This is a genomic window from Paenibacillus sp. NAIST15-1, from assembly GCF_001894745.1.
GTDB lineage: Bacteria > Bacillota > Bacilli > Paenibacillales > Paenibacillaceae > Paenibacillus_B > Paenibacillus_B suaedae.
Window position 1 is genome coordinate 98,371 of the sequence record NZ_BBYF01000015.1, and the last position, 20,212, is coordinate 118,582.

Sequence of the window (20,212 nt, forward strand, 5' to 3'; positions counted from 1 at the left end):
CGGATGAGATAGTTCTCTTTCTGATTTCATTGGATCCAGGCTGCTTTATGATATATTGAAGTGAAGCCGAGCTTATTCCGTAAGACAACCCATTGCAAAGGAAGTATGAATCATGAATCTAGAGACGGTCATGCAAGAGCTTGAAGCTCTCGGCAAGGAACGCACCAAGAAAATATACCTATCCAATGGCGCGCATGAGCCGCTTTTTGGAGTAGCTACAGGTCAGATGAAGCCTATCTTCCGGAAAATAAAACGCAATCAGCCATTAGCGGAGGAGCTCTATGCTACAGGAAATTATGATGCGATGTACTTTGCCGGAGTGATCGCGGATCCTGAGGCAATGACTGCGGCGGACTTCGAGCGGTGGATTGATCAAGCCTATTTCTATATGCTATCGGATTATGTGGTGGCCGTAACGCTGGCAGAGACGGATATTGCACAAGAAGTCTCCGATAAATGGATTGCAAGCGATATAGAGCTTAAAATGTCGGCAGGCTGGAGCTGTTATTGCTGGATGCTCGGAAATCGCCCGGACAGTGATTTCTCTGAAGCCAAAATTGACGATATGCTGGGACTTGTGAAAAATACGATTCATGATGCTCCTGAACGTGCGAAGTACGCGATGAATAATTTTATCTACACCGTGGGAGTATCCTATCAGCCGCTTCATGATAAGGCAGTCGAGATCGCAAAGGAAGTAGGCCAGGTGGAGGTCAATCGCGATTCTGGAAAGAGCAAGTTCTTGAATGCATCCATGAATATTCAAAAGGCGGTAGAGAAGGGGCAGATCGGCTTCAAACGGAAATATGTAAGATGTTAGTCCTTAAATCTTGAGTGAATTACGAAGGGTTATGCGATGCCAAAAAACGATAATATGCTGGCAATATTGTGGCTGCTGAATTCGGGCGCTAAAATGACTGCCAAACAAATATCCGAAAAGCTAGAAATAAATATTAGGACTGTCTATCGATATATTGATGCACTATGTGCCAGTGGAGTGCCTATCGTATCTGATTCAGGTCATTATGGCGGATATAGCTTGCTCAATCATTTTATCAGAGCCCCTCTGCTATTTGATATGGAGGAGAAAAAGGCACTCCTTCATGCTGCCGTCTTTGCAAAAGAAGCTGGATATCCTCTGAGCGAAGTATTAGACAATGCGACATCGAAGTTGAAAAAGTATTCGAACCAGGAGCAGGAACGCAGACTTAATCGTCAGTTAGCAGGGTTTGAAGTAATCAACCAAGGGGGAGCTCCTTCTATTCAGCCGGTATTGCTGGAATTGGAGCAGGCTGTAGAACAGGAATGCTCTCTAGAAATCGATTACCGCACAGTCCGGGAGGAGCAACCCAAGCATAGGGTCATAGACCCCTATGGGACAGTGAACTGGAATAATAAATGGTATACCGTTGCATTTTGCCACCTAAGGAATGAGCTCCGCATCTTCCGGGCAGAACGGATTGTACAAATCAAGCGTACGTCCATCCGATTTAAGCGTCCCGAAGCCTTTTCAGCTCGTGAGTTTGTTAAGCAAAACTTGCTGCCTGATTTGGTGGGCAATGACAGAGCGTTTTCTGTAATTATCGAGGGCAGAGCAGAGGCATTGGACGACTTATGTCTGCACGGGTTCTTGGGGCACTATTTGCAAGAGAGGACGGCAAATCAAGCAATCTTTGTACTTGAGGAAGCATCAATGGATACTTATGTTCCTCATCTTCTCTTATCCTACGGGCAATCGATTCGAGTTATCGAGCCACAGCAGTTGAAGGATAGACTTATTGCTGTTGCATCGGAATTAATGGGATATTATCAACGAACATAACTTCACTGACAGCAGTTGTCAGTGAAGTTATTTTATGATGAAGACAATCATGGATTACCGATAGATGATGAGAATCCGTTGAATATTGGGTAGAGAAGGAGAACGTACACATGAGTAATACGGTATATCTGTATGTATTTGACACAATGGCAGACTGGGAGATCGGTTATGTAACTGCCGAATTGAATTCGGGAAGATTTTATAAAAAGGGGATGTCCCCCTCAAAAATAGTTACTGTGGGGAATGAGAAGACTCCTGTGACGACGATGGGGGGGGTGAAGATACTCCCTGAAATCTGTCTGGAGGAGTGCAGCATGGCAAGTACAGATGTATTGATTTTGCCTGGTGGAGATACATGGACAGCACCCATTCACCAACCGATCTTACAAGTTGCCCAGAGATGTGTAGAGGAAGGCATACTGGTTGCCGCGATTTGCGGTGCCACAATAGGACTTGCTCAGACAGGATTGCTGAACTCACGCTGCCACACAAGCAATGATATGGAATACCTGAAGATGGTCTGTCCCACTTATGCGGGCGAACAGTATTACAAGAGGGAGTCTGTAGTATCGGATGGGAAATTGATCACGGCATCTGGAGTAGCACCATTGGAATTTTCTGCACACATCTTGAGAGCATTAGATGTATTTTCAGAAACAACATTAGATGCTTGGTATAGCCTAAATAAGACCCATAAACCTCAATATTTCTTCGAGTTGATGAACTCAATCCAATAAAGGTATCAGCATGAAATAAATCGGCTTCGGGTGAAACGAAAGTATGATCCGCATTATATGTTTCGTTTTGCCCAAGACAAAGAGGCTGCACGCCGGCTTACCCGGGTGCAACCTCTTTGCTATTTTTATGCCCCAATATATTTCACTGCAAACCATGAAAGCTAAACGAAGTTTCTTGTATCGTTATTACGTCCGAATTTGTATGTTGCAATCAGGAAGAAAACAACCGCAAAGGCGAATAAAATCGTCAGGTTAAACCAGATATTGCCCATCGCTTCTCCGGACTGTAGTTTGTCGATCGACTGCAGCGCCCAACTCTGTGGCATGAAGTCGGAAATGCGGCGCAGCATTTCAGGCATAATGCTTCTCGGGAAGAAGCAGCCCGCGAGCAGACAGGTTGGAGTCACAATCAGATTTTGAAGCGCTCCAGCCATCGCCGAGTTTTTGGAGAAAGCTACAATCACCAGCGACACGCTGACGGATACAAGCGCAAAAAGCGTTAGAATAATAAGCATTTCCCCCATTGAGATTCCTGGATCCAGATTAAACACGACCCGCATGAAGAACAAAGCGACGATAATTTGCGCGATCATGACGATAATATTCACCAAAACATTCGCCAGCACATAGGTCCTCGCATTGATCGGAGAGGAAAGAATGCGGTAATAGGTTCGGTTCTCCCGGTTTTTCAAAATCAGCTCCGATAGCCCGGTCGCAGAGTTCATCATAAACAAGAGCAGAAACCCGATGGATTGAAACGACATTGCTTTGGTTACAGATGTATCATTTACGGATTGGGACGTCAGCTTAAAGTCCGAGGAATGGTAAGTATCATACAGCTGCCGGAATTTGGTTTGGTCGCCTCCAGATATTTTCGCCATTGCCGCGACATTATCGATATATCCGTGCAGCATCGATTTCATGTACGCCGTTACTTGAGCCCCTTTCACCGATTCGATGGAAATATGGCCTGGATTCCCGTTCAGCACGCTCTCCGAATAACCCGAGTCGATAATCAAGCCGCTGTCCAACTTGCTCGCAGCCAGCTGTTCCTTGAGCTCGCTTGCCGTGACGTTTACGATTTGCACATGGTCGAGACGCTGCACAAAACCGATCGTATCCGCCGCAATCTGTTGACCCTGATCATCGTTAACCACGCCAACCCGTAATTGTGTCTGCCCTTGTTGGCCATACAACAGTATGGAACCCAAAATACCGATAATCGGCAGACCGAAGTATATTAATAGCGCACTGCGTTTGCGAAATGTCGCAATCAGCGTTTTGGTAGCTAGAAACCAGATCTCACTCCACATCTTACAATCCCTCCCGGCGTCTCATCACGATAATCGATGCACCTAGAAACAATACGGCGAAGCCGATGTTTATGCAAACAACCGGCCAGGCTGCCGATACGTCATTTCCGTAAATCACTTGCGTCAGACCATGGTTAGCCCAGCGGATGGGTGACAAATTGATGAGGAACCCCATCAAGCCACTGCCGGAATCATCGCCGATTGGGAAATAGGCTCCTCCGAAAAAAGACATGAGCTGAACGATCAAACTGACGAAATTGCGGCCTGCCCTGCCTTTTATCATATAGCCGCATGCAAGGCCAAGGCCCATCGCCATGATGACCACCGACAGCAGAACGATGGCAACTATCCCCATATGGCTGCCCCAATAAGCTTTAAACACATATTTGCTGAACAGGACCATCGCTATCACGCACAATACATTCGTCATCATTCCGCCCAAAATCTTGCCCGTAAAAATTTCGCCTTTACTTACCGGAGCAATGATAAGCCGATTTCCTGTGCCGCGACTGATCTCGCTCTGGATCAGCCCGCCTGCTGACATGGCCGCCCACATACCGACCATCACGGTCATGGCGAGCGCATAATAATCGACGGAGCTTGGCGTTCGGTTCGGCGTTATGGACATTTCTTTGATGTAGTCTGTTCCGCTGCTCGCGAATACCGCCTCGGTTTGGGCCGGTTCGATCTTGGCTACCGCCACAGCCGCATTATATTTATCCGTAAAAGAAGCCAGCATCCCCTGCACAATATTGCTTGCGATCGTATCGCGGCTGCTGCCGTAAAGGGAAATTCCTTGCGGAGTCAACTCGACATAATCCACATAACGGTTATTTTCAACTTCCGTCCGTCCATCCATCCCAGGCTGAAGAGACTCAAATCTCACTCCCGTTTTGCCTACTTCCTTCGTAAAAGCGTTAAACGCTTGAGACAACTCTCCGCCGCCGGTTGAATCCTTTATCAAAACCTTCAGCTCTCCGATTTTGACATCGGAACTGAATGCATTGCTCAGCGCCATACCCAGGATTAACATAAGGACGATCGGGAAGCCCAGCATGAACACCAGCGTACGCCGATCGCGGAGATCCTGCTTTATTTCTTTTAATGCAATCGATAATATATTCACCGTGGTAACCTCCTTTTCCGCGATCTATTAATCCCGTAAATTGCGCCCGGTTAATGTAAGGAATACCGTTTCTAAATTAGGTTCCTGTTCTTCAACCGCGCGGATTTCTTTGCCATTATCCATAAGCTGCTTCAATATCCGGTTCAAGTTATCCACCGCGGCATCACTCTGAATCCGAATTACCTGTTCATCCTGAAGTACATTACGCACCCCCGGAATGGTCTTTAAACCTTCGCTTTCCCCGCCTTGGGCCGATTTCAATTCAATGCGAATATCTTTGACGTCGGTGACCGTCGATTTCAGCTGCTCCTTGGTTCCCTCAGCGATGATTTTTCCGTGATCCACAATAGCGATACGGGAGCAAATTTCCTCGACTTCCTCCATGTAATGGCTTGTGTAAATAATCGTACAGCCGGATTCGTTCAGCTTTCGCACCGAGGTTAAAATATAATTGCGCGATTGGGGATCGATCCCTACGGTCGGTTCATCCATAATAATCAGCTTCGGTTTATGCGCAATGGCACAGGCGATGTTAAGGCGACGTTTCATCCCGCCGGAGAAATTTTTCGGAAAACTCTTGGCCTTGTCGCCGAGACCGACAAACGTCAGCGCTTCCTCTGTCCGCTCCTTCAGCTCGGTCCCCCGTAAACCGTACAGCCCTGCAAAAAAGCTTACATTCTCATACGCAGTCATATCCTCATAAATCGCTAAATCCTGGGGGACAACGCCGAGGTTCAATTTGGCAAAGCGGCTATGCTTCATGATGTCCTTCTCCAGAATCCAGATTTCCCCACTGGTTGGACGCAGCAGCGACGAAACCATATTGATCGTTGTGCTCTTGCCAGCTCCGTTAGATCCGAGAAAACCAAAAATCTCACCTTCCCGAATGGACAGCGACATATTATCAACAGCGATAAAATCGCCAAATTTCTTTGTAAGCCCCCGGATTTCCAATACGTTCATCTATCATTCACTCCGTTTCGTTGTGCTATCGATGTCCTTATCATAATAAAAAAGGATGCTCTTATATCAGTGCATAAGTTCATCCTTTTTACATGAGAAAATTCATATTTTGCTAGGTGAGGGATTAACGGCAAATGAGAAATTTCATTAGTCACCGTACGGAATCAGGGTCGTGATGCTAAAACCGCGGGTACCGTCGGCGACGACCGTCCCGTTGACGTGTGCAGTCCGCTCTTCCATCCCGATCAAGCCAAGGCCCTTGACGATTTTGGGGGCACCTTTGCCGTTATCGGCTACGACGGCTTTAATAAAACGGTTCAATACCCGGACTTCCACATGAACGGCCGAAGCTCCAGAATATTTGGCACTGTTGGTCAAAGCCTCCGTGACATTTTCATAAATAATTTTCCAATGAAGCGGAGTGATCTGATCGATGTTTCCTTCATGGACGACCGAGGTCATGAGTCCCGTTTGGCCTGCAAAAGCTTCAACCGCGGTCTTCAAACGGCTGAACCCAAGCTGCTCCATGGGGGGCTTGTTATGTTTCAGCGTAATCCGGATTTCATCAATTGCTTCCTTGGAGATGCCGATAGCGTTTTGCAGCAGCGTCTCCGCTGTTGCCGCATCGCTGCCCAGAAGGCGTTTGGCCGCTTCCATCTGAATCAGGGCGCCGGTCATCGCATGCCCGATGCCATCATGAATTTCCTGAGCCAGCCGGTTGCGCTCCTCCAGCTTGACCATATATTCCGAAGCTCTGGCGTATTCCCGGTTTTCGTTGAGGCTTTTCGCCAGCTTCTGCACGTCCTTGCGCATCCGTTCAAGCTCATCCTCCTGTTTAATGACCCTCCCTATATAATGACGAACCATCACATAACCGAAGAAACTCCAAGCAGCTACAAAGGCATACAAAATCACCATTTCACCGCGCAAAAACAATATCGGAAGGAATACGGCGATCAGCAAATAACCGTTTTTCCGCGGATGAAAGGACGACAGCTCATTCATGCTAAACGGAAGCAGCAGTGCAAAATACGGATAGTGAACCGTGCAACCGACCAAATAGACAATAATTCCCAAAATAATTATCTGCTTGGTGACGCTCTTCTTCACGATATGCAAGACTAGATTCAGCGCCAAATAAATTAGAAAATAGAATACAAACCATGGATCAGCCGCTGCCGCCGTAAAATAAGAAGCGATGACAACAAACAGCAGCATGATCATTTTATTGCCAACCGTCCAAACTTCCATGCGATAGCCTTTCCCTTCTCTAACGGGTTTTGCCCGTCAGATAATAAATCGCAATCTGTGTCCGGTGCGATAGCCCGGTTTTATTCAAAATTGCTGTGATATAATTTGCCGTCGTTCCTTCGGAAATAAATATTTCCTTAGAAATCTCCTTGTTCGATAGGCCCTGCGCGATGAGCGACATGACATCCAGCTCTCGTTCCGTAAACAAACTGCGGTCGAAGGGCCCGTCATTGGGGGAACTCTGCTCCCTTTCAGGACTGATTCCTGCTTTCTGCTTTCCGAAGGATGCAGTCGGGACGGACACTTTACTCTCCGTCGACTCCCGGCTCCCTGACATCTGGGATTTGAGCTTTTCCAGCACCACATCCTGCAGGACGCTCTGCCCGTTGTGTATGCTTTTGATCGCATCGCGGATCCGCTCCGGGTCGGTGTTTTTCAGCAGATATCCCTTTGCGCCGAAGCGGATGGCATCCAGAATATATTCATCGTCATCAAACGTCGTTAAAATGAGCGGTTTGGTCGCTGTCTGCTCGCTAATCAGCTTGGTGGCCTCAACCCCGTTCATATTCGGCATCCGTACATCCAGCAAGGCAACATCCACCTCTTGAGCTTGGCAGTATTCGACGGCTTCTCGGCCGTCCTCTACTGTGGCGAGTACGTCGAATTCCCCGAATGTGGTTAAAATAATCTTCATCCCTTCGCGGATGAATGAGTTGTCATCGGCGATTAGTACGCGAATTTTCATCATACGCCTCCTTGCTTTATTTCAGCATGATTTCATAAACGGCTTCTTCCTGCTGTGTATCTTCGAACCATTCCGTGCCGGCGTATGTAAAACCTATTTTTTCAAGAATCCTGCTGGAATCCGCATTTTGAGGGTCAACAGAAGCATGGATTCGCTTCACGCCGCCATGATTTTTGGCAAGCTCTAAGCAAGCCTTTGCCGCTTCTGTCGCATATCCTTTTCCCCAGCTTGACTTGGCAAAATGATAAATGAGTTCAACCTCATGGGCTTCTCCCGATATATTAAAACCGCCGGCTCCTATGACCATGTCCGTTTCTTTTTCCACCACCGCATAGACGGACAATCCCTTTGCCTGATGACATTCGCGGTAAGCTGTAAGAGTCAAAGGCAGCTTCTCATGGGCGGAGGCACCAAGACAGTACCGCATCACTTCCTCATCGCCCCAAAACCGCTTAGCAGCCTCAACATCCTCTTCTTCAAAAACGCGCAGAGCAAGACGCTCGGTTTCAATTTCATATGCGGATTTCATGGTTTATCTCCTTCTTAATGGAATTCCATGGGCCTATCCCCAGATCTTTTAATATTTATTGTACTCAAAGGATATTTTTATGGGAAGAAAAAAAGTACAGCCCCCATCTGACGATGAAATACTGTACTTCCATATCATTGATTTTCTCTTTTAATTTTCTCTAACTCAGCAATTAATGCAGCATTCTCTCTCAATAAACTCGCATTCTCTTCCAATAACTTTTGTACGTCTGGGACATCCTTGGCAGAAATCCAGCCGTGCAGATCCTTTTTTCTTTCATACTTTGGCAATTGATCGCGCATAACCATCTTAATGTGCCGTATGTCTTCAACATAATAGGTAGGTACTTCCTCAAATACGGATTGTTTAAACTCTTGGAGCCTCTCATAATACTCCCCTACTACAAAGTCGTATGGCTTTTGTCTTAATGCTTCATCTGTGACTACAAAAGCAAATCTGGGTTTACCAGCTTCTCCCGCATAATCATATTCCCAATGCGTATAACTCTTTGATTCATCATCAGGAAGCGTTAAACCATAGAATCCTCCGAGAATTAGGATATATATATCGGATTCATCGATCCATCTTTTCCTAATGTCCATTGAAGTTTCCTTGAAGAATAGCTCAACTCCTGCAGGAATATGCCCAGCTTTACGCACGGCTTCTACAGCGGTGTATCTTTCCTCAACCAAATCAGAAAAAGTAGACGATATGTAGATTTGTAGTTTTTTTTTCATAGGCCACCTTTATGAACTGAAATGAAATTTATATGGATCATACCGTCCCATTACTTTATGTGTCAATATTGAACGATACTGTGTAGGTTACATGCGAAGGAAACGAGAGAGAGGGGTACATCGTCATCGTGATTTTGGGATGTAAAGAAGTGTATATCAAAGTAAACAACTATCTATTACTGCGGATAAAAATGTCTCATAAAATCTATGGTGAAGAGGCTACTTGGAATAATTGGGCGTCAGGGTCAGGCTCATGTACCAGACTTGTACAAACGTAATTGTCATTTCAATCTAAGAAATGGGGATGAAAAATGAAGCAGAGTCAAAGGTATCCAAGACGAGGTTCGTTGTTGTTATCACTTGTGCTAATCTTCTCGATTGTTTTTTCTGTCCATCCATCGGTACTGAATGCAGAGGGGGATATACCGCCGGAGGTTACGCAGGGGCAGGGAGATCAACAGCCTTTGCCTGAAACTCCTACTCAGCCGGAGCAAGGGGGAATTCCTCAGCCTGATCCCGATCTACAGCCACAGCCTGATTTCAATCAACAGCCCCAATCTGATCTCGAGCAACAGCCACAGCCTGCCATAGAGCAGCCTCTTGACCTTGCCGCTGCGACGGGATATTTTCCACCCAACACCGCGGCATCTGGAAACGTGAAAAATATGGCCTTGCTGTACACCGGATATTACGGAGGTCGAAACACATACGAGGGGAAAGAAATCGGCACGTATGACAAAAATACATTGTTGCCTTATGTTGCGCACTACAACAGCAATAATGTGATGGACGACACCTTCTTTGACTCGTTCCTGTTCCTAGGAATCAATACGCCTGACTATCGGGATTTCGGCGATTCGGCTGACCCTGCCAAGTTTACCTACAAGACGGATTGGGAGTGGTACATCAACCGTATTTTCACTGCCAATCAACAGCTGGACGCCCTGAATCAAGCTACCCAGCAGGTTGCAGCCACGCTAAACCAACCAAACTACAAATCCAAGGTATATATTATGATACCTTATCCCAACAGTAGAATAACCAATTTCGGGGATGTCGATAACGACGGCATCAGTGAAAATTTAAAAACCAATCCCAGCAACTTGACCAAGGTAACCAAATGGTATATCGACACCGTACGAAGCAAATGGAACCAAGCCCAATACAGCAACCTTGAATTAAAGGGTTTCTATTGGTTCCACGAAGATATAGACACCGGCAATCAGGGTGAGGTTAATGCGATTAATAACACTGGAAACTATCTGCACTCGCTTGGCTTGAAATATTGCTGGATTCCATACTTTGGTGCAGGACAGAGCAAAAACGCGCATAACTATACCTTTGATTTCAGTATCCAGCAGCCCAACCACTACTTCGTCCCGAGTTCAGACTATTCGAGAATGACCGCTGTTACTACCCAAGCTCAAACCTACAATCAAGGCATCGAAATGGAATTTGACGAGAGAGCGATGTCTGACCCCGACTTTAAGAACCGGTTCGATAATTACTTAAAGGCTGGCGCAGAATACGGGTACATGACAGGGGCGATCAAAGGCTGGTACCAAGATATCTTCGGTATATATAACTTCTATAAGAACAAGAACAACAACGGCGTAAGCGGCATTTATGACGGCAGACAAATGTATGAAGACATCTACAAATTCACCAAAGGAACGTACACGATTCCGGGAAACCTGGCAAGCGGCAAGACGGCTGTAGCCTCTTCCAGCCAAAGTTCTTCTGTATCCGCCGATAAGGCGGTCGACAATAAGTTCGGCACCAGATGGTCAAGCCAGCAATATACAAATACGGAGTGGATCTACGTTGATCTCGGGCAAGCCTATAACGTTAACCGAGTTAGACTGAACTGGGAGACCGCATACGGCAAGAGTTACAAAATTCAAGTTTCGAACGATGCTACCAATTGGACGGATGTCTATGCGACCACGACTGGCGTTGGCGGAGTCGACGATATTGGATTTGTGCCAACAACGGCAAGGTATGTGAGAATGTACGCTACGGAACGAGGGACGATCTATGGGTACTCCCTTTATGAGTTTCAGGTATATGGGGATAGCGTTGGGTCCGCCACCACAGCGAATCTAGCGTTAAATAAGACAGCTTCGTCATCTTCCAACCAAGACGCAACTCTTACGCCGAACAATGTGGTGGACGGCAATGCGACGACAAGATGGTCTAGTCAGTTTACAGATTCAGAATGGGTAGCGATTGACCTCGGTCAGTCGTATAACATTAATCGAGTCCTATTGAATTGGGAGCTTGCTTATGGAAAAGGCTATAAAATCCAAGTATCCAATGATGCAGCCAACTGGACGGATGTATATACCACGACAACGGGTAATGGGGGCATCAACGATATATTCTTTACTCCGGTGAATGCAAGGTATGTACGAATGTACGGGACGCAAAGGGCGTACACCTTCTACGGATACTCCTTGTATGAATTTCAGGTTTATGGCAGCAAACCAAATCTAGCGTTAAATAAATCGGCAACAGCTTCTTCCAACGAGACAGCCGCATACACGGCTGATAAAGCGGTAGATGGCAATCCGACGACAAGATGGTCCAGTCTATATTCCAACCCGCAATGGATCTACGTAGACCTTGGACAACAGTATCGCGTCAATCAGGTGAAATTGAATTGGGAGTTTGCCTATGCGAAGGGTTACAGGATTCAGGTGTCGAACGATGCCCTCAATTGGGCGGATATGTATACGACATCAACGGGCGATGGCGGCATTGACGATATCTACTTTGAACCAGTAAATGCGAGGTATGTCCGCATGTATGCAACGAACCAGGGTACCGACTACTGGTATTCGCTTTATGAGTTCGAAGTCTACGGCAGCTGATCCATTGGCCTCGCATAAATAGATTGGTGGTTCTCTAAATAACAAAACAAGCCCATGCACAAGATACACCGTGCTGGGCTTGTTTTGTATTGTTTACGATGTAATCAACGAATCTACTGCTCAATTCCATCTAGTATCCTTGCGAGACCATAATCAAACTCGAAACCATAGGAGTTGTCATCTTCATCATCATCCTCAGCTGAATAAGCACCCGCAAGTACAACAGGCCACAAATAGGGGAAACGTTCTGAAGTAACTTGATGCTTCGTGTACCATTCCTAATGAATGCCATGTTTAAGGCTGTCACGAAAATGATTGTAAAGGCGGCTAACGGAATGGAGCTAACGAATTATAAATGGTGAGGAAACAATGCCTACAAGGCAGGTGCCGTTACCAGGTCAGATGTCCCGACATAGGAATAAGCAGATGAGTGTAGCTTACTCCATGGACGAGGATGGTGGACATTCGATGGCAAAGCAGAAGAAAAAAGGGGCAACCCGATTAACGGGAAGGATTGTGCGGCCGGGGAACCCTTCATATCATAAAGCAAGAATGGAGTACAACAGGCGTTTTTCCAAGTTTCCGCGGGTTATCGTCTTTTGCAGACGAACGCAGGATGTGATTAACGCAGTCAAGTGGGCTCGCGAGCGGGGGGTACGGCTGAGGGCGCGCAGCGGGCGTCACAGCTATGAGGGCTTTTCGTCTGTCAATGGCGGGATTATTATCGATGTGAGCGAGATGAATAAGGTTCAGGTGGATCGCAAGAGGATGGTGGCCCATGTGCAGACGGGCAATCCGCTTGCCCGTGTGTACAGGAAGCTGTGGGATAAGCGTGTGGCCCTTCCGGCGGGGACTGCACCCGATGTGGGCATTGCTGGGCTTGCCTCGGGAGGCGGAATTGGACTTCTGTCGCGCAAATATGGACTTACCTGCGATAACTTGAAACAAGTAAAGATGGTTGTCGCATCAGGTCGGTATGGGGCGAAGACAATCGTAGCAAATAAGAAGAAACATTCTGATTTATTGTGGGCATCACGAGGTGGTGGAGGAGGGAACTTTGGCATAGCTACAAGGTTTACATTTCGGGTACGCCCTATTCAGTCCGTCTCCATCTACAGCATAACCTGGAAGTGGCGCCATTTAGAGAGGGTACTCCCGGCTTGGCAGCGCTGGGCGCCTTCTGTCACGAACCGTTTAACCTCAACGATTGAGGTGGCTGCGAAGCAGGTAGGGACGATCGTGTCTACTGGACAGTTGCTGGGCAGCAAAGAGGAATTGCGCCGTTTAATCAGACCTTTGCTCAAAGCAGGGACTCCGGTGAAGGTCATGGTGCGAACCGTGCCATTTATCGAGGCAACTAAGTTTTTTGCCGCTGGGGATCTGAATTTGGAGCCGAAGTTTAAAATAACTGGAGCTTACGGGTTTCACCCTTTGCCTCGCGAGGGGATTCGGATTATTCGGAAATTCCTGTCTCAAGCACCTAACCGGCATTCTACCGTATGGTCTCAAAGCTTAGGTGGTGCAGGAAGCGCAGTGAGCCGAGTATCACCGACAGCAACAGCCTATCCCCATCGGAAGGCGGAGACGATCTATGAGCTATCTGCGCGATGGAGGAACAATAGCGAGCAGCAGCGGAATATTCAGTGGGTGAAAAGATTTCGAAAAGCATTACGTCCCTTCGTTGTAGGGGATTATGTGAATTTTCCTGATTTGCAAATAAAAAATTGGCCCAAGGCTTACTATGGTGTGAACTTTCCTAGACTGAAGCAGGTAAAACGCAAGTATGATCCCCATAATGTGTTTCGCTTTGCCCAAAGTATTCCGGTGGGGAAGAAGCCTCGCCGTTAGGGAGGGGAATTTCCCCATACCACGAAACAGAAGAAAGCACCCCAAGGGAATGCTCCTATATCGTAAGATAGGGGAGATGATCTTGGGGGTGTTTGCCGTTCTTTTCCCTAAACTACAACCTAAGGTAACGGAAATATCCAGTCAAGGAGAGTAGATTACCGGTTCTAAGAACGAAGGCTGTTATTACTTTAATTTATGCAAAAAAGCCCTACAAGAATGTCGAGAGTGAACTCGTTGTTTACCTAAGCTGTAGCTACACACATGAAAGGTGGAGTGTAGGAACAAAATTATATAAGATGTAATTCCGTAACAGAAAGAAGTTGATAGGTACTATGAGGAAACATATGAAGAGGTTGAATAATAAAAGTCAAACACTCAGATGAAGGGCGTTTTGGCATTTACAATACCTCGTCTTCTTATATCGCTTCTAGTTAATTTTTCATTCTAGACAGGGCTATACAAGTAACTGTATAATAAAAATGTCGGTATGGAAAAAGTAGGGAAGGTGGTTATGATACAGGAGAGGATTGTATGCAAAGTTGGGGCATTAAAGTAGTAATTGGAACCCATAAGGGTTAATAAAGTAGTAAATGGAACCCGTAGGGGTTAATAAAGTAGTAAATGGAACCCGTAGGGGTTAATAAAGTAGTAAATGGAACCCATAAGGGTTAATAAAGTAGTAAATGGAACCCATAAGGGTTATTAATGGAGCAAATGGAACCCGAAAGGGTTATTAATAGAGCAAATGGAACCCGAAAGGGTTATTAATAGAGCAAATGGAACCCGAAAGGGTTATTAGAAAAAATGAGATCCGTTTGATGTACTTAGCCTTTCCTGATGTAATAACCTTACCCTCTGCCATACCGACATATGAGGAGGGTAAGAAATGCAAAAACAACTTAGTTTGTTTGCATTTAGATGTGCTCGAAGAACTTTACGTATTATCAGTACAAAAGGGTTTTGGGTTGCAGTATTCGCAACCGTGATATTTAAAATTATTGAGAAGTTCATGTAGCAATATTAATGATTAGAGCAGGGCTTATCCCTGCTCTTTTTTCTTTGGCGAGGCGCTCGACGAACTGAATCGTACGGTAAGCTCTTTTATCTTTTCCACCCTTCTCCGACCCTCTGAATGAAGGAAGTAAAAAGGCTACAGGTATGAAGCAAAATAGATGAACGGGAATTTTTAATAGAGGATAAATCACACATACTTAAAAAAGCCAATATAACCAAACAATATTGTGAAGAGGTAAAAAACCATCTTTAGCACTATAAATGAGATCCTTGGAAAAAATTATGGTGGATTGGAATTAGGGTAATTATAGAAAAGGGATGATTTTTTGAGGAATAGACAACACCAAAAGCAGAGAAAAAAATATGTAAATCAACTTTTAGATATCATTGAAAATAGTACAGAGTATCAAGACTACATTAACTCTAACGAACGTTATAGGGAATTTATTGAAGGGAAATCACTATTTAAAGTATGGGAATTTACTATCTTAGAAACCTATGATAACAAAGCAATGAATCGACTCATTAAAAAGTTTTCTAAACTAAACAGGGAAAAATATCAAGTTGCATTGAATTATAAACCAAAAAAGATAAGAGATCTAAATTATTTTACTCTGCAATATGCAGGTTCGAGTCAATCAGCATTAGCAACAATAAAATTCTTAGATGACAAATTTATAAGAGAGATAACCGCATCTTTTTCACAAGTAAATAATAATCAAGCGGTAGTTGAGTTTAAGATCTCCTTTGTTAAAATAATGGATGATGTAAGACTCCTTGAATTTATTAAGGATAATAAGAGACATTTGTATAATAAGAGGTTTGTTGGATATTACAATCTTGATAGTCTAATGAGAACAATGGATTTTAGTGATATTTATAGAATATTTGATGAATTGGTTGACTCGATGGTGCAATCAAAACTAATGGAGATAGCGGAACTTTGTTATGGTTTTACCTACAAACTACCTTCATTAAAGGTAATCAATTATCCTGAAAACGCTTTTGATAAAGAAGCGTTTAGGGATGTTTTTTTGAGTGCAACATATGAGATACGCAACGGAGAGCAATACCTGATTACTGATATGACAGGGTATGGGGGATTAAAGATGGAGCTTTATTTTACGGGTAATACTTATTCCCCTCTAACCTTTACAAGCATTTTGAGTAGTTACAGAATGGATTTCTATTACTTTTTATTTGATAGAATTGAAGAATTTGAATTAAATCAAAAAATGAATAAGTACTTTAATGAAGGGAAAGACAAAATCACTTCAAAAGATTATAAATGGCTTGTAAATAAAATTCGAGCAATTAATGATAACAAACTACATATGAGTTATCAAAAAAATGACAGGAGTGAGGTAAAGGAGTGGAAAGCATTTTATGAGGGAGAAGAAATTGAAATTTATTTCACAAATAATAAATACAATGAGAAATATAAAACAATCTATACTGAATGTTTAGATCACATAAAGGTTTTGTATGCAGTTGGAAAGGAAAATCTGATAATCAATATTGCATTGATGACTTTTGTTGTAACACTTTTAGGGATTGGTGTAACAGTTCTAATGACATTTCTATGAATGGGAAAAGAAAATGGACAGGATACAGTTTAATCCTGCCCATTTTTTCCTCTTAAAATAATCTACAGATCCTGCGATGTTTTTATTTGGAATTTTCCTCGGTAGTCCCATTAATTTCATCGTACCGCAAGTAACGAGCCCCTTTGTTAAAATGCTTTGTTTCCATGGTTCTCCGACCCTCTGGAGGACACATCAAAATCTACATCTTCAATAAATTCGATAACCTCACCATTGGGACTGTGGATGAGAGCGTTTCTGACTACAAGCGGCGGTTCGCCAAGGGACAGACTCGCCGGCTCTATAAATGGCTTGGCTCCATATGCGAGTGCTTTCTGATACATATCCTCAACATCTTGGACATAGAAGGCGAGATGTAATAATGCTCCATGAGTTACCTCATCATCAGAATGTGCTCTCTTTCCTTGAGCAGGAATGACCGCGTCGTTATCAAACACCTCAATACAAGTTCTTTGGTCAGGCGAAATCAGCATGGAAGCCTCTTTAATTTGAAAGGATGGCAAACTCCAGTGATGGCCGATCTTGAACCCTAATACTTCCGTATAGAACGCAATGGTTGCTTGATAATCTTTAGCTTGGATGGCCACATGGGCAAGACCTTGTATACTCATTTATAATCCTCCTCATCAGAGATGGTTCTAATTATAGGGGGATGAAATCGTAAAATGAATGCGAAAAGTGAGGGATATGTAGTAGAATGCATGTGAATATAAGGTTATGTAGGCTGGGGAGTTTATTTTATTAAAATTTCGGATTTGAGGTGTGCATCGTATGGAAAATGGGTTCGATGATATTGATCAAAAGATCATGCAATTACTTCAGCATAATGCGCGAATGTCGATTTCCCAGATCAGTAAGGAAGTGTCCATGTCTCAGCCATCCGTGAAAGAAAGAATGATTAAGCTGGAAGAAAAAAATATCATTTCCGGATATACGGCTAAATTTAATTTGCGGAATTTGAACAGAGGGACGACCACGTTTATTCTGTTAAAAACGGAACGGTGCCAAGAAGTTGTAGATTTTTGTGAAAATGCCAAGGAAGTGACGGATTTATATCGCATTAGCGGAGAATACAATTATCTGATCAAGGTACAAACGGCATCCATCGAGGAGCTTGCCCAGTTTCAAGATGATCTTGCAAAAATCGGAGTTTCAAAATCCCATATTAGTATGAAAAACATTCTAGAGAACAGGGTATTGCTCTGAACAGAGGAGAGTACGGACATCAGGAGGCCTACTTGAAATGGAGGAACGAAACACATACCGAACAAGCCAGTTATCAGATATCCTTGGAGTGACTAGGGATGCCCTGAGATACTATGAGGAACAAGGGATTGTGAGTCCAAAGCAAAATGAATCCAATCACTATAGGCAATATGACTATTATGATATCTATACCTTGATGGTGGCTGACTTTTATAAAAAGAGAAATCTATCGATAAAAGAAGTAAAAAGGCTGCAGGTAGGCAGTGAAATCGAGGAGCTTGGAGCTTTATTAGAGGATAAAGCCAGCGAATTAGAAGAAACGATACGGCTGAATGCATACATGCTTCAAAAAATAAAGGAAACCAAACAATTCTGTGAGGATATCAAACAACATCTCAACCAATATTCCATTAGGGAGTTCCCCGCTTATGAAGTAATGGGGGAGATATCTGATTTCACGGCCTTTCAGGAGTATCCGGTTATTTTGGAGCATATGGACTCGATGAAGGACGACATTCTAAGTAAAATCATGAGGCAGTTTACGTTTGATGAAACTGGGTTTCTGGATACGAAGATGTACATTGTGGAGAAGCGTGAAGCGAAGCCAACAGAAGAAGGGTGCTATTTGGAGTTTCCCACATGCATCTACACGATTGTTGAGGATGGCAGATTCCAAAACGGGAGTGGGGATATTAAGCATCAGGTTTTTGAACAAACGTTAGCATGGGGACGGGAACAGGGGCTTGCACCCAAAGGAGTCGCCTTTGTGAATACTCGTCTGATCACGTATCTGGATAACATGGAGCGCGTATTTTTAGAAATTTATATTCCTGTTGAGGGAACATAGGGACTTATGATCGATCTATTGACCTGGGTGTAACACCATAGTTTATAGTTGGAAACCAATGGAGCATGTGCGCGCAAATTGTTCTATTGTTTTTTTTTCTTTATAAACTAGTTACAGGCGGGGATTAATATGAATGGCATATTAAAAAGATATATTCTATGGACCTATGGCATATTCTATGTGTTTCTTCTTCTCATCGGGTTATCCATGTTGGTTATCAAATCTCAACCATTAGCAGAAGTGTTAAAAGTGCTATCAGCATGGACAGCTACCCTTGTGTTCGTCGCGATGTTCCGCAAAATCAAGCCTCAAGAAAACCTGATGGACTTTATAAAGGGTCAATTTCGTGCAAGGATACGCCTATCAACGGTACTGAGCATTATTTTGCTCCAATTATTTGTTCTAATAGGGAGTCTCTTCGTAGTAACTGCAGTTTGGAATGTGCCCATACGCGAGCAATTAGCTGATTCCTGGACGACACTGCTTATCCTGTTTGGTTATAATCTGATTCTGGGGCCGCTTGGGGAAGAGCTGGGATGGAGCGCATTTGTACTCGACGAACTGCAGAAACGATTCAGTCCGTTAAAATCAGCTATTATAGTTGGAGTCACATGGGGATTCTGGCATGCGCCGCTATGGCTGATGACAGGCTATTCAGGAATGAATTTAGTGCTGTATATTGTCTGCTTCTTGGTCTCCATCATCTCTGTATCGATCATGATAACGGTATTTTATAATTTGAATCACAATCTGATTATCCCTATTCTCATTCATCAGCTTTTTAATTACTTTATGGGGATTCAATTGGGAGATCCATTGCGTATTATTGTCATTACGGCCCCATTCTATTTGATCGTTGCTGTAGGTTTGGTTGTATTGAATGATAGAAAGTGCTTGTACAAATAAGTGAGGGGAATACAGGTTCCGTCATGACTTGAAGGGTGAACCTTTTTGTAAGAAATGGTAAAGTGAAATGGAGATGACCTTTTCTACGAGGTGGGAGAAGCATGAAGGAATTATTGGTGAAGTACATGGCGAAATATACATCCCTTACTGAAGAGGAACAGCGGGCTGTTCTTGAAGATATTCATTTAGAGGAATATAAAAAAGGAACAGTGCTCCTTAGACAAGGAGATGTCCCTACGAATTGCTATTTTGTATTACAGGGATGTGTAAGGCAATACTTGATTCATGAATCGGGCAAAGAGGTTACGATCAATTTCTATACCGAGGAGCAAGCCATCACCAGCATTAATGCTCACAAGCAGGATAAGTCGTCCGAGTACACCTTTATATGTCTGGAGGACACCGTGTTGGTTGTTGGTGAGCTGGCTGTTGAAAAGGACATGTTTCGAAAATATGGTCAATTGGAATCCTTAACGCGTCAGATGGTCGAAGAAAAGTTTGGCCAAGTCCAAGATGAATATGCTGCGTTTATCGCCTCGTCGCCGGAAGAGCGCTTCAAGGCATTGCTGCGAAATCGGCCCGGACTAATCGACCGTGTGCCGCAGCACCAGATGGCAAGCTATCTGGGCATTACGCCAGAGTCTTTAAGCAGAATCAAGAAGCGCGTCCATCAAGACAAGGAATAATCATA

At 44.2% G+C, this 20,212-nt stretch carries 18 protein-coding genes; 10 read left to right on the forward strand and 8 right to left on the reverse strand.

Translation table 11 applies throughout. The features are described 5' to 3' along the window. The first annotated feature begins 112 nt into the window (after positions 1-112). The 3 genes from PBN151_RS23700 (at position 113) to PBN151_RS23710 (ending at position 2,559) form a co-directional block, all read left to right on the forward strand. A complete protein-coding gene (locus tag PBN151_RS23700; RefSeq protein WP_072730958.1) occupies positions 113-820 on the forward strand; it encodes a DNA alkylation repair protein in 708 nt (235 codons plus the stop codon). 36 nt (positions 821-856) lie between these two features. Continuing rightward, positions 857-1,822 (forward strand): helix-turn-helix transcriptional regulator, encoded by a 966-nt coding sequence (locus PBN151_RS23705; RefSeq protein ID WP_072730959.1) that lies wholly within the window; start codon positions 857-859, stop codon positions 1,820-1,822. A 110-nt stretch (positions 1,823-1,932) separates the two neighbouring features. Then, entirely contained in the window at positions 1,933-2,559 is a 627-nt protein-coding gene (locus tag PBN151_RS23710) for a type 1 glutamine amidotransferase family protein (RefSeq protein ID WP_072730960.1), read from the forward strand. 161 nt (positions 2,560-2,720) lie between these two features. Here PBN151_RS23710 and PBN151_RS23715 read toward each other — a convergent pair whose 3' ends face one another. From PBN151_RS23715 to PBN151_RS23745, 7 genes are all read right to left on the reverse strand, one after another. Next, on the reverse strand, positions 2,721-3,872 hold the full coding sequence (locus tag PBN151_RS23715; RefSeq protein WP_072730961.1) for an ABC transporter permease: 1,152 nt from the start codon (positions 3,870-3,872) through the stop codon (positions 2,721-2,723). A gap of 1 nt (position 3,873) precedes the next feature. Next, positions 3,874-4,998: an ABC transporter permease gene (locus PBN151_RS23720; RefSeq protein ID WP_072730962.1), complete on the reverse strand. Its 1,125-nt coding sequence runs from the start codon at positions 4,996-4,998 to the stop codon at positions 3,874-3,876. A 27-nt stretch (positions 4,999-5,025) separates the two neighbouring features. After that, on the reverse strand, positions 5,026-5,961 hold the full coding sequence (locus PBN151_RS23725) for an ABC transporter ATP-binding protein (RefSeq protein ID WP_072730963.1): 936 nt from the start codon (positions 5,959-5,961) through the stop codon (positions 5,026-5,028). A gap of 147 nt (positions 5,962-6,108) precedes the next feature. After that, positions 6,109-7,212 carry a sensor histidine kinase gene (locus PBN151_RS23730; protein ID WP_072730964.1) on the reverse strand — a complete coding sequence of 368 codons (1,104 nt, stop codon included), beginning with the start codon at positions 7,210-7,212 and terminating at the stop codon, positions 6,109-6,111. A 19-nt stretch (positions 7,213-7,231) separates the two neighbouring features. Then, on the reverse strand, positions 7,232-7,957 hold the full coding sequence (locus tag PBN151_RS23735; RefSeq protein ID WP_072730965.1) for a response regulator transcription factor: 726 nt from the start codon (positions 7,955-7,957) through the stop codon (positions 7,232-7,234). Between the two features lie 16 nt (positions 7,958-7,973). Beyond that, positions 7,974-8,486, reverse strand: a complete 513-nt coding sequence (locus PBN151_RS23740; RefSeq protein WP_072730966.1) for a GNAT family N-acetyltransferase — start codon at positions 8,484-8,486, stop codon at positions 7,974-7,976. A 134-nt stretch (positions 8,487-8,620) separates the two neighbouring features. Further along, positions 8,621-9,223, reverse strand: a complete 603-nt coding sequence (locus tag PBN151_RS23745; RefSeq protein WP_072730967.1) for a DUF4062 domain-containing protein — start codon at positions 9,221-9,223, stop codon at positions 8,621-8,623. A 347-nt stretch (positions 9,224-9,570) separates the two neighbouring features. Here PBN151_RS23745 and PBN151_RS23750 point away from each other — a divergent pair, with 347 nt between their 5' ends. The 3 genes from PBN151_RS23750 to PBN151_RS23760 all read left to right on the forward strand — a co-directional run bounded on the left by PBN151_RS23750 (position 9,571) and on the right by PBN151_RS23760 (position 16,544). Further along, positions 9,571-12,096, forward strand: a complete 2,526-nt coding sequence (locus PBN151_RS23750; RefSeq protein ID WP_227775009.1) for a discoidin domain-containing protein — start codon at positions 9,571-9,573, stop codon at positions 12,094-12,096. Positions 12,097-12,564: 468 nt separating this feature from the next. Beyond that, positions 12,565-13,944, forward strand: coding sequence for an FAD-binding oxidoreductase (locus PBN151_RS23755; RefSeq protein WP_072730990.1), 1,380 nt, complete (start codon positions 12,565-12,567; stop codon positions 13,942-13,944). 1,340 nt (positions 13,945-15,284) lie between these two features. Next, positions 15,285-16,544: a hypothetical protein gene (locus tag PBN151_RS23760; RefSeq protein WP_227775011.1), complete on the forward strand. Its 1,260-nt coding sequence runs from the start codon at positions 15,285-15,287 to the stop codon at positions 16,542-16,544. A gap of 146 nt (positions 16,545-16,690) precedes the next feature. Here PBN151_RS23760 and PBN151_RS23765 read toward each other — a convergent pair whose 3' ends face one another. Next, complete coding sequence (locus tag PBN151_RS23765) at positions 16,691-17,173, reverse strand: VOC family protein (RefSeq protein WP_072730969.1); 483 nt, start codon at positions 17,171-17,173, stop codon at positions 16,691-16,693. 160 nt (positions 17,174-17,333) lie between these two features. Here PBN151_RS23765 and PBN151_RS23770 point away from each other — a divergent pair, with 160 nt between their 5' ends. The 4 genes from PBN151_RS23770 (at position 17,334) to PBN151_RS23785 (ending at position 20,207) form a co-directional block, all read left to right on the forward strand. Next, complete coding sequence (locus PBN151_RS23770) at positions 17,334-17,768, forward strand: Lrp/AsnC family transcriptional regulator (protein ID WP_072730970.1); 435 nt, start codon at positions 17,334-17,336, stop codon at positions 17,766-17,768. A 37-nt stretch (positions 17,769-17,805) separates the two neighbouring features. Next, a complete protein-coding gene (locus PBN151_RS23775; RefSeq protein WP_072730971.1) occupies positions 17,806-18,615 on the forward strand; it encodes a MerR family transcriptional regulator in 810 nt (269 codons plus the stop codon). A gap of 129 nt (positions 18,616-18,744) precedes the next feature. Further along, positions 18,745-19,521: a CPBP family intramembrane glutamic endopeptidase gene (locus PBN151_RS23780; RefSeq protein ID WP_072730972.1), complete on the forward strand. Its 777-nt coding sequence runs from the start codon at positions 18,745-18,747 to the stop codon at positions 19,519-19,521. Between the two features lie 101 nt (positions 19,522-19,622). Further along, positions 19,623-20,207: a Crp/Fnr family transcriptional regulator gene (locus tag PBN151_RS23785; protein ID WP_072730973.1), complete on the forward strand. Its 585-nt coding sequence runs from the start codon at positions 19,623-19,625 to the stop codon at positions 20,205-20,207. The last annotated feature ends 5 nt before the right edge of the window (positions 20,208-20,212 follow it).